This window comes from Streptomyces tailanensis, from assembly GCF_008386495.1.
In the GTDB taxonomy this organism is placed as follows: domain Bacteria; phylum Actinomycetota; class Actinomycetes; order Streptomycetales; family Streptomycetaceae; genus Streptomyces; species Streptomyces tailanensis.
Genome location: NZ_VTHJ01000136.1, coordinates 1 through 6,783 on the forward strand (window position 1 = coordinate 1; position 6,783 = coordinate 6,783).

The following is a 6,783-nucleotide window of genomic DNA, read 5'->3' on the forward strand; positions in this document are numbered from 1 at the left end:
CCGGCCTCACGGAGGACCTGGCGGGCGCCGGCCGCCATGACGTCGGACTCGGCGAAGACCGCGTCCAGATCGGGGCAGCGGGACAAGAGCTCGGCCATCTAATGATCAAGCCCCCGATCTACGAAAGGCGAATTCCAGGGGCCTTTCGTCATGTCCCGGTGTGGCCCCGCGCTGCGCGCACAGCACCCGTGTACGTATCCCGGGTCAGATCCTCGGGCCCGATGCCCAGCCCCGCGAAGACAGCCCGGACGTCGTCCAGCGCTGCCCTTACGTCCTTCTCGTCGACAAGCGTCTCGATCTCAAGGAACGTACCGTCGATCTCGGGGACCCGGACCAGGGTGGCCAGCATCTTCCGACCGTGCGCCTCGAAGTCGTAGTTCCGGCACCGCTTCTCGAACGCGATGGACTCGACATGGCCCAAACCGCGCAGGATGGCGTGCGCTGAATCAGTGTCCTCGACACGGGTCTCGTGCTCCGGCTTCGACCCTGAACGTTCTTCAACGGCCGCGTCCTTGAAGGTCAGCACCGTCCTTGTCCCCTCGGCCCCGTGCACGGTCCGGACTCGCAACTCCTGGTCCGCGTTGCTGAGCGAGCCGTCCGGCCGGTCGTAGTACGTATCCCGGTACACCTCGACGCGGGCTTCGGCACGCTCGTCGAGCTGCCGCACAACCGCCTCGGGTGAGTGCACGCGGGCCTTCAACTCCGCCTCGATCACCTACGGTTTCTCCTTCCTCGTCATACCGTGCGCTGCGCGCCGTCGGTGATCGCCTGGAACATCCTCCGGAACCCCCGGTACAGGGGTCCATGCGGCGTCTACCAGGTTGGGAGCGTCTCTGGAACTCTGTGTGTGCCTGAGGGTTTCAGGCTTTTAGGGCGCGGCGTGGCCGTGTGCGGTCGCCTGTTCCGGGTCCGAACCTCGGGGTGAGGGGGTGGACTTCGGTGGCGTGCAGGTGGTGGAAGCCGGTCCGCTCGGCGACGCTGGTGCGTCGTCGACAGGTTCCGCGGGAGAGCCGCACCCGGCCGGCCGGAGGAGGCTCCGGCCGGGACGGGACGGGTACTCCATGACCTGGCACCCGACCGTGAGGTGTGGGTGTCTGGGTGTCATGCCCCGCCGGACGCTTGACCGCCCCGGTGGGGGTGGTGGCGGGGACCGTACGCACGTCGGGCGTACGGCGGGAAGTCGTCGACCGGCGGGCCGGGGATTGGCGGGCCGGTGTGGGGCGCATCTTGCCGGGGGTGGTCTTCGGCCCGGACGGCCGGGGTGGTGCGGCCGTTTGGCGGTGGGCGCGGCGCAGGCGGCGGGTGGTCTTCTTCGGGCGGCGCACGCTGTGGACGGGGCCCTCCACCACGGTGCGGATGGTGCGGGCGCCGGTGGTGCGGTCGGTTGTGGTGTGGGATTGGGCGAGCAGGCCGCGGGAGACGATCCGGCGGGCGGCGGCCAGGTCGCGGTCCATGGACAGGTGGCAGTGGGCGCAGGCCCAGGTCCAGCCGCGCTCATCGAGCCGGTCGGGGGCGGGATGGTGGGTGAGCGGCCGGAGGCAGCCGGGACACAGGGCGGAGGTGCCCCGGGCGGGGACGGTGACCACCGCGATGCCCGCCTTCGCGGCCAGGTGCCGGATCGCCTCGGCCACGGTGCCGCGGACCTGCCCGGACAGCCGGGCGTTACCGCGCCTGCGGCCGCGCGCCTCCAACGTGGCGAGGTCTTCGAGGTAGATGACGGTGGCGCCGAGCGCGGTGGTCTGGTCGACGGCCCAGCGGGCCGCCGACCACGCCAGCGCCTGGTTCAGGCGGCGGATACGGTCACACACCCGCACATGCTCGACCTCCAGTACGTGGGCCCGCCGGTGGAGTTCGGCCCAGGCCAGGTGCGGTGAGCCGAGCCCGTCCGCGAGGGCGCGGTAGTGGTCGCGTTTGGCGGCGAGGTGTTCGCGGTGGGTGCGCAGCCGGTGCAGTTTCGCACTGATGGCGGTGGCGTCGAAGATCAGGGGGCGGCCGTCGGTGACGCACAGCGGGAGCTTCACCCACAGCCGGGCCGTGGTGTCGCCCAGGCGCTCCAGGGTGACCTGCTGGCGGTCCATCGCGGCAAGGAGTACCTGCGCGGCGATCTGGGGTGGCTCCTCCAGCTCGCACAGTCCGGCGGGCAGCTTCCCGTGCTCGGCCAGATGGGCGCGTACCTGGCGGGTGCGGTTGCGGATCTCCGCACCGCTGACCCCGGCGGGCAGCAGCGCCCGCAGTGCCGTCCACTCCGCCCCGGTACGGCGAGCAGGATCGGCGGGCCAGGTGGCCAGGACCGCCGCCACCAGCGTGCGCCGGTGCAGCGCCAGACGCAGGGTGCGCGCCGCGTACTCCTGGGCCGCCCGGCGCACCCGGTCCGAGACGTACACCCCCTCATCAGCCACGGCATCCCCCGCCCAGTCAAGGCGGCGCATCGCCATCCACCCCTTGCACGGCAGATCCCTGCCCTGCCCGTCGACACCGGCGGCCAGCACATCCAGCGAGTCCTCGTCCCACCGGGAAGCCACCAGAGCCCCGGTCAGTCCCTGACACAAGGAGGCCAGGAAGGACACCCGCTGGTACAGCAACCGCTGACCCACCCGCTCGCCACTGCCCTCGACCACACCACCGAAGGCGGTACACGTCGCCGTCGCCACCAACCGGCCCACACCCACCACCCCCTCCCCGGCCCCCAATCAGGCACATCCCCGCATCCGATCGGCCTAACGATCGACCCCCGCACAAAGACACGCACCCCGGCAGCCACACCCGATTCACGCAGGAAACCGCAGCAAAACCACCAACAGTTGAAGACCCTGATTCTGTGCTGTCTTCGGGAACAAGGCGGGAACACGCTCAGTCGTCGAAAGGTTCGGCCATGTGCGCCTGCGCGATGGCGTCGATACGTCGCGCGAGGTCGAAGTCCGCAGCTGTGAGCTTGTGTGCAGCGTCGTGGATGGTGATCGCGAACCGTACCTTCCCCCACCGCAGATCGATGTCCGCGTGGTGGCTGATGAGTCGCTCGACGTCCGCGACGTGCACGATCATCGCCACGCCACCGTGATACCGAATCCCGTACGAGCGGGTGATCTCATCCCCTTCGCGCCGCCACCCCGGAACGGTCTCCAGAGCGGCCGCGATCTCGTCCTCGGTCAGCGGCACCGGTACCTCTGCCACGCTCAACTCCCCTCGGTCACGGACGCCAGGACCTCGGCGAGGCCCCGGCCGACCGCGGCATCCTGCCACGGCCGCATTGCCCGCTCCAGAGTGACCAACTCTCGCCGCATGCGAGCCGATCGCGTCTCGACCGCGATGTCCGCAACCTCCCGCGCGATCTCCAGGGCGTGATCTGGTTGACCCGCTTCGGCCGCCGCAGTGGCGTGCCGGGCGAGGTACACGCCGCGGTCCCGGCGTGCGGTCTGGGGCACCACGTCGATGACCTGTGACCACGGGGAGACAGCCTCCGACCCGAGGCCGAGCCTCCCGTAGCAGGTGGCACGCTGCACCTCCAGGTAACCGGGCGTACGCCTGCACGCGTTACCCCATGGAAGGTCATCGTCGACCCGGGCGAGCAGCCCGTCCGCCTCGTCGATGAGCCGGTCCACAGCTGTGCGGTCGCCGGTGAGGCTGGCGCCGTGCGCCTGCTGCTGCATGGCCATGATCCGCACCTTCGGCACCAGGCGGCGGGAGTCCTCCAAGGCTGCCTCGCACAGGTCGACAACCGCATGCCCATCGCCCAAGTCGGTGCGCACCTGGGCCTGGTTGACGAGGGAGTAGCCGATCAGGTGCGCGTCCCGGGAGCGCATCGCACGACGAGGCGCGCGGCCCGAGGGGAGGGCACATGATCTGCGGACGCTGCCAGGAGCCAATCCTGGACGACGAGGAGTACACGACGTTCGTCCCCGATTCGGGGTCGACCGCCGCAGCCGACTTGCCCCTCCACAAGGAGCTGTGTCAGAGGGCGCCGCAAACCAGTCTGCTCCGGTAGACCTGGGGAGTTGAGGCCCTCCCGACGCCGCTGGTCCTGCGGTCGGCGTCGGGAGGGCGGCTGCCCGCGTGCATGGGTCGGGGGGACCGTAGGTGGCCCTGCCGTCGGTATGTGGATCGCCGGCGGCAGGCTTCCATCCATCACTGGCCTCACCCTGGCGCCGGTCCTTCGCTTCTCCCGGCGCCAGAATGAGGCCGCCCCGAGGGTGACCCCGTTCAGTGGGGTGGGCGGCCCGGTGACCCGTCGCTGTCCCCCGCAGCGGCGGGTCACCGCACAAGGTCGACGAGCTCGACGCCGATGGCGTCAGCGATGCGAATCAGCGTGTCGAGCAGACGGGGCGACGATCGGGAACAGCGGCGTCTGCACGGCGGGGTCCGCGACGGTGAGCGCGTCGCCGGGGTGGAAGAGCGAGTCGTCGACGAGGAAGCCGACGTTCTGGCTCTCGGGGAGGTCGCGGTGGACGGCGGCGTGGTACTCACCGTGTACGTTGATCTCGAAGCCAGCGGCGGTGAAGGCACACCGTGGCCGACGGTGAGCACTCGGCCAGGGAAGGCGGCGGACAACTGCTCGGCGACAGCGCTGTGGCTTCACAGCTCGGCGGCCGAGTTGGCCCCAGCGCCGCCCGGCGTGTCACATTCGGCGCCGTCGGACCCTCCTATGCGACAAGACCGGCCTGGACGACGACACCGCGTGCACTCCCAAGCCCGCGGGCACGGTCGTCCGCGGAACAGCAAGCAGAGGGGAATCCAAGTGAAGCTCGTCGTATTCGGAGCGAACGGACCGACCGGACGGCAGGTCACCGAGCAGGCCGTCGCCGAAGGGCACTCGGTCGTCGCCGTCACGCGCCGCCCCGAGGAGTTCCCGCTGAGTGACCCGCGGCTGCGGGTGGTCGGCGCGGACGTGGAGGATCCCGCCGCCGTCGAACGCGCTGTGGCCGGGCAGGAAGCGGTGATATCGACGCTCGGGGTGCCTTACAGCCGAAACCCCGTCACGGTGTACTCCGAGGGCATCACCCACATCACACAGGCCATGACAAAACACGGCGTCCGACGTCTGGTCTGCGTCACTTCCACCGTGCTCTTCGGCGTGTCGGCACCCGGCGAGACCTTCTTCTTCCGGACGGTGCTCGAGCCCTTCATCGCGCGTACCATCGGGCGCACCGTGTACGACGACATGCGGCGCATGGAGCGGATCGTGAGCGACAGTCATCACGAGTGGACGGTCGTCCGCCCCGCCGGTCTCTTCGACACGAACGCCGTCAGCGACTACCAGGTCGCCACCTCGCGCCTTCCCGGCCGGTTCACCTCGCGCGCGGATCTGGGAAACGCTCTGCTGCGTGAGGCGACCGGCGGCCGTCATGTGCGCGCCTTCATCGATGTCCGCACCACGGAAGGTGTTCCGAGCGTCCTCGATGTCATCCGGAAGGAGGCGTTCGGCGGCAAGAAATGACCTCGGGTTCGACCGTGCCGCCGTACCACTCGGGCGCGTACGGCTCCGAAGGGCCGGTCGGCGACCCGCATAGCAGTCGCCGCGCGGATGTCACACTCCGAACGCCCCGTCCCTCTCAGTAGTGAGCGCCGAACAGGAGGGCGACCCATGGCAGCGATATCCGATGACGGCCCGGCAACGGGCGGCGCGGCGGCACCGGACGCACCCCGCGAACCGGGCGGGGGAACTCGGCGGCGCGACCCGGCGCACACCCCGACGCGGTACTTCGTCGACCATCGCGAACTGCTGTTCTCCGTCGTCTACAACATGCTCGGCAGTGTCGCCGACACCGAGGACGTGCTCCAGGAAACCTGGCTGTCCTGGTCCGGCAAGAACCGCCGAGCCCCGCTGGCGGACATCGGCAACCCGCGCGCCTACCTGGTACGGATCGCGGTGAACCACGCGCTCGCCCGGCGAACCGTCGTAGCCTCCCGCCGCGAGGCATACATCGGTACCTGGCTGCCCGACCCGCTTGTCTCCGACGCCGCCACCGGCCTCGCCCCGGACACCGCCGACCACGCGGTACGTACGGACGCGGTCTCCATGGCGATGCTGGTGGTCCTGGAGACCCTCACGCCTCTGGAACGGGCGGTGTTCGTCCTCCACGAAGTGTTCGGCTATCCCCACACCGAGATCGCCGACATGCTCGACCGCAGTGCCACCGCCGTGCGCCAGCTGGCCCGCCGTGCCCGCTCACATGTCCACGCACGCCGCCCTCGCTACCGGGCGCACCCTCGTGTCCGGCGGGAGGCGACCGAACGGTTCGTCGCGGCCGCGCTCGGTGGTGACATCGGTGCCCTCATGGAGATCCTCGCCCCGGACGTGACGGTCTGGATCGACGGCGGAGGCGCACGGCCGACCGCGGGCCTCCGCCCGGTCCACGGCCGGGACAAGGTCGCCCGCATGTTGGTCGGCTACGCCACCCGGCGCACCGAGGATGTGGACATCCGCTACCGGCGTGTCAACGGCGACGACGCCGCGGTGCTGTTCGCGGGGGACTCCCCCTATGGCGTCATGGTCATGGATCTCACGCCGGAGGGCGATCACGTCCGCTCTGTCTACATCGTCACCAACCCCGACAAGCTCGCCCATGTACGACCGGACGAGCTGAACGAACCGGACGAACTGGACGAGGACGGCACCTCCCCGGGTCGCCCCGAGCTCTCCCAGCCGCCCGAGCCCCGAGGGCACGTCTGACCACGGTCACGCACCCGCCCTGCTGAGACGTCACGAAGAATGCCGGGTCACCAGTTCCGTGGGCAGGACGACCTGGCGGCGGTCCAGGCCCCGGGACACCGCCGGGCGGCGGTCGG

General features: G+C 70.2%; 6 protein-coding genes and 2 pseudogenes. 2 read left to right on the forward strand and 6 right to left on the reverse strand.

Features of this window, described 5'->3' with window-relative positions; genetic code table 11:
- From F3T56_RS49140 to F3T56_RS45155, 6 genes and pseudogenes are all read right to left on the reverse strand, one after another.
- Positions 1-98 (reverse strand): annotated as a pseudogene (locus tag F3T56_RS49140) (LacI family transcriptional regulator); the annotation flags it as partial.
- A gap of 50 nt (positions 99-148) precedes the next feature.
- A complete protein-coding gene (gene cyaB, locus F3T56_RS45135) occupies positions 149-715 on the reverse strand; it encodes a class IV adenylate cyclase (protein WP_149831263.1) in 567 nt (188 codons plus the stop codon).
- A 145-nt stretch (positions 716-860) separates the two neighbouring features.
- Entirely contained in the window at positions 861-2,669 is a 1,809-nt protein-coding gene (locus F3T56_RS45140; protein WP_149831264.1) for a zinc ribbon domain-containing protein, read from the reverse strand.
- Positions 2,670-2,850: 181 nt separating this feature from the next.
- Positions 2,851-3,171: a 4a-hydroxytetrahydrobiopterin dehydratase gene (locus F3T56_RS45145; RefSeq protein WP_172639486.1), complete on the reverse strand. Its 321-nt coding sequence runs from the start codon at positions 3,169-3,171 to the stop codon at positions 2,851-2,853.
- A 2-nt stretch (positions 3,172-3,173) separates the two neighbouring features.
- On the reverse strand, positions 3,174-4,259 hold the full coding sequence (locus F3T56_RS50510) for an NsdA family TPR-like regulatory protein (protein WP_484422114.1): 1,086 nt from the start codon (positions 4,257-4,259) through the stop codon (positions 3,174-3,176).
- Positions 4,260-4,315: 56 nt separating this feature from the next.
- A pseudogene (locus F3T56_RS45155) lies at positions 4,316-4,560 on the reverse strand (MBL fold metallo-hydrolase); the annotation flags it as partial.
- A gap of 172 nt (positions 4,561-4,732) precedes the next feature.
- Between F3T56_RS45155 and F3T56_RS45160 the strand changes: the two are divergent.
- Together F3T56_RS45160 and sigJ are read left to right on the forward strand one after the other, a co-directional pair.
- Positions 4,733-5,431: an NAD(P)-dependent oxidoreductase gene (locus F3T56_RS45160; RefSeq protein WP_149831266.1), complete on the forward strand. Its 699-nt coding sequence runs from the start codon at positions 4,733-4,735 to the stop codon at positions 5,429-5,431.
- A gap of 147 nt (positions 5,432-5,578) precedes the next feature.
- Positions 5,579-6,667 carry an RNA polymerase sigma factor SigJ gene (sigJ, locus tag F3T56_RS45165; RefSeq protein WP_149831267.1) on the forward strand — a complete coding sequence of 363 codons (1,089 nt, stop codon included), beginning with the start codon at positions 5,579-5,581 and terminating at the stop codon, positions 6,665-6,667.
- Positions 6,668-6,783: the final 116 nt, after the last annotated feature.

Excerpts from the sequence above, each read along its gene's own strand:
- sigJ (WP_149831267.1), top strand. The coding sequence starts at position 5,579 with ATGGCAGCGATATCCGATGACGGCCCGGCAACGGGCGGCGCGGCGGCA.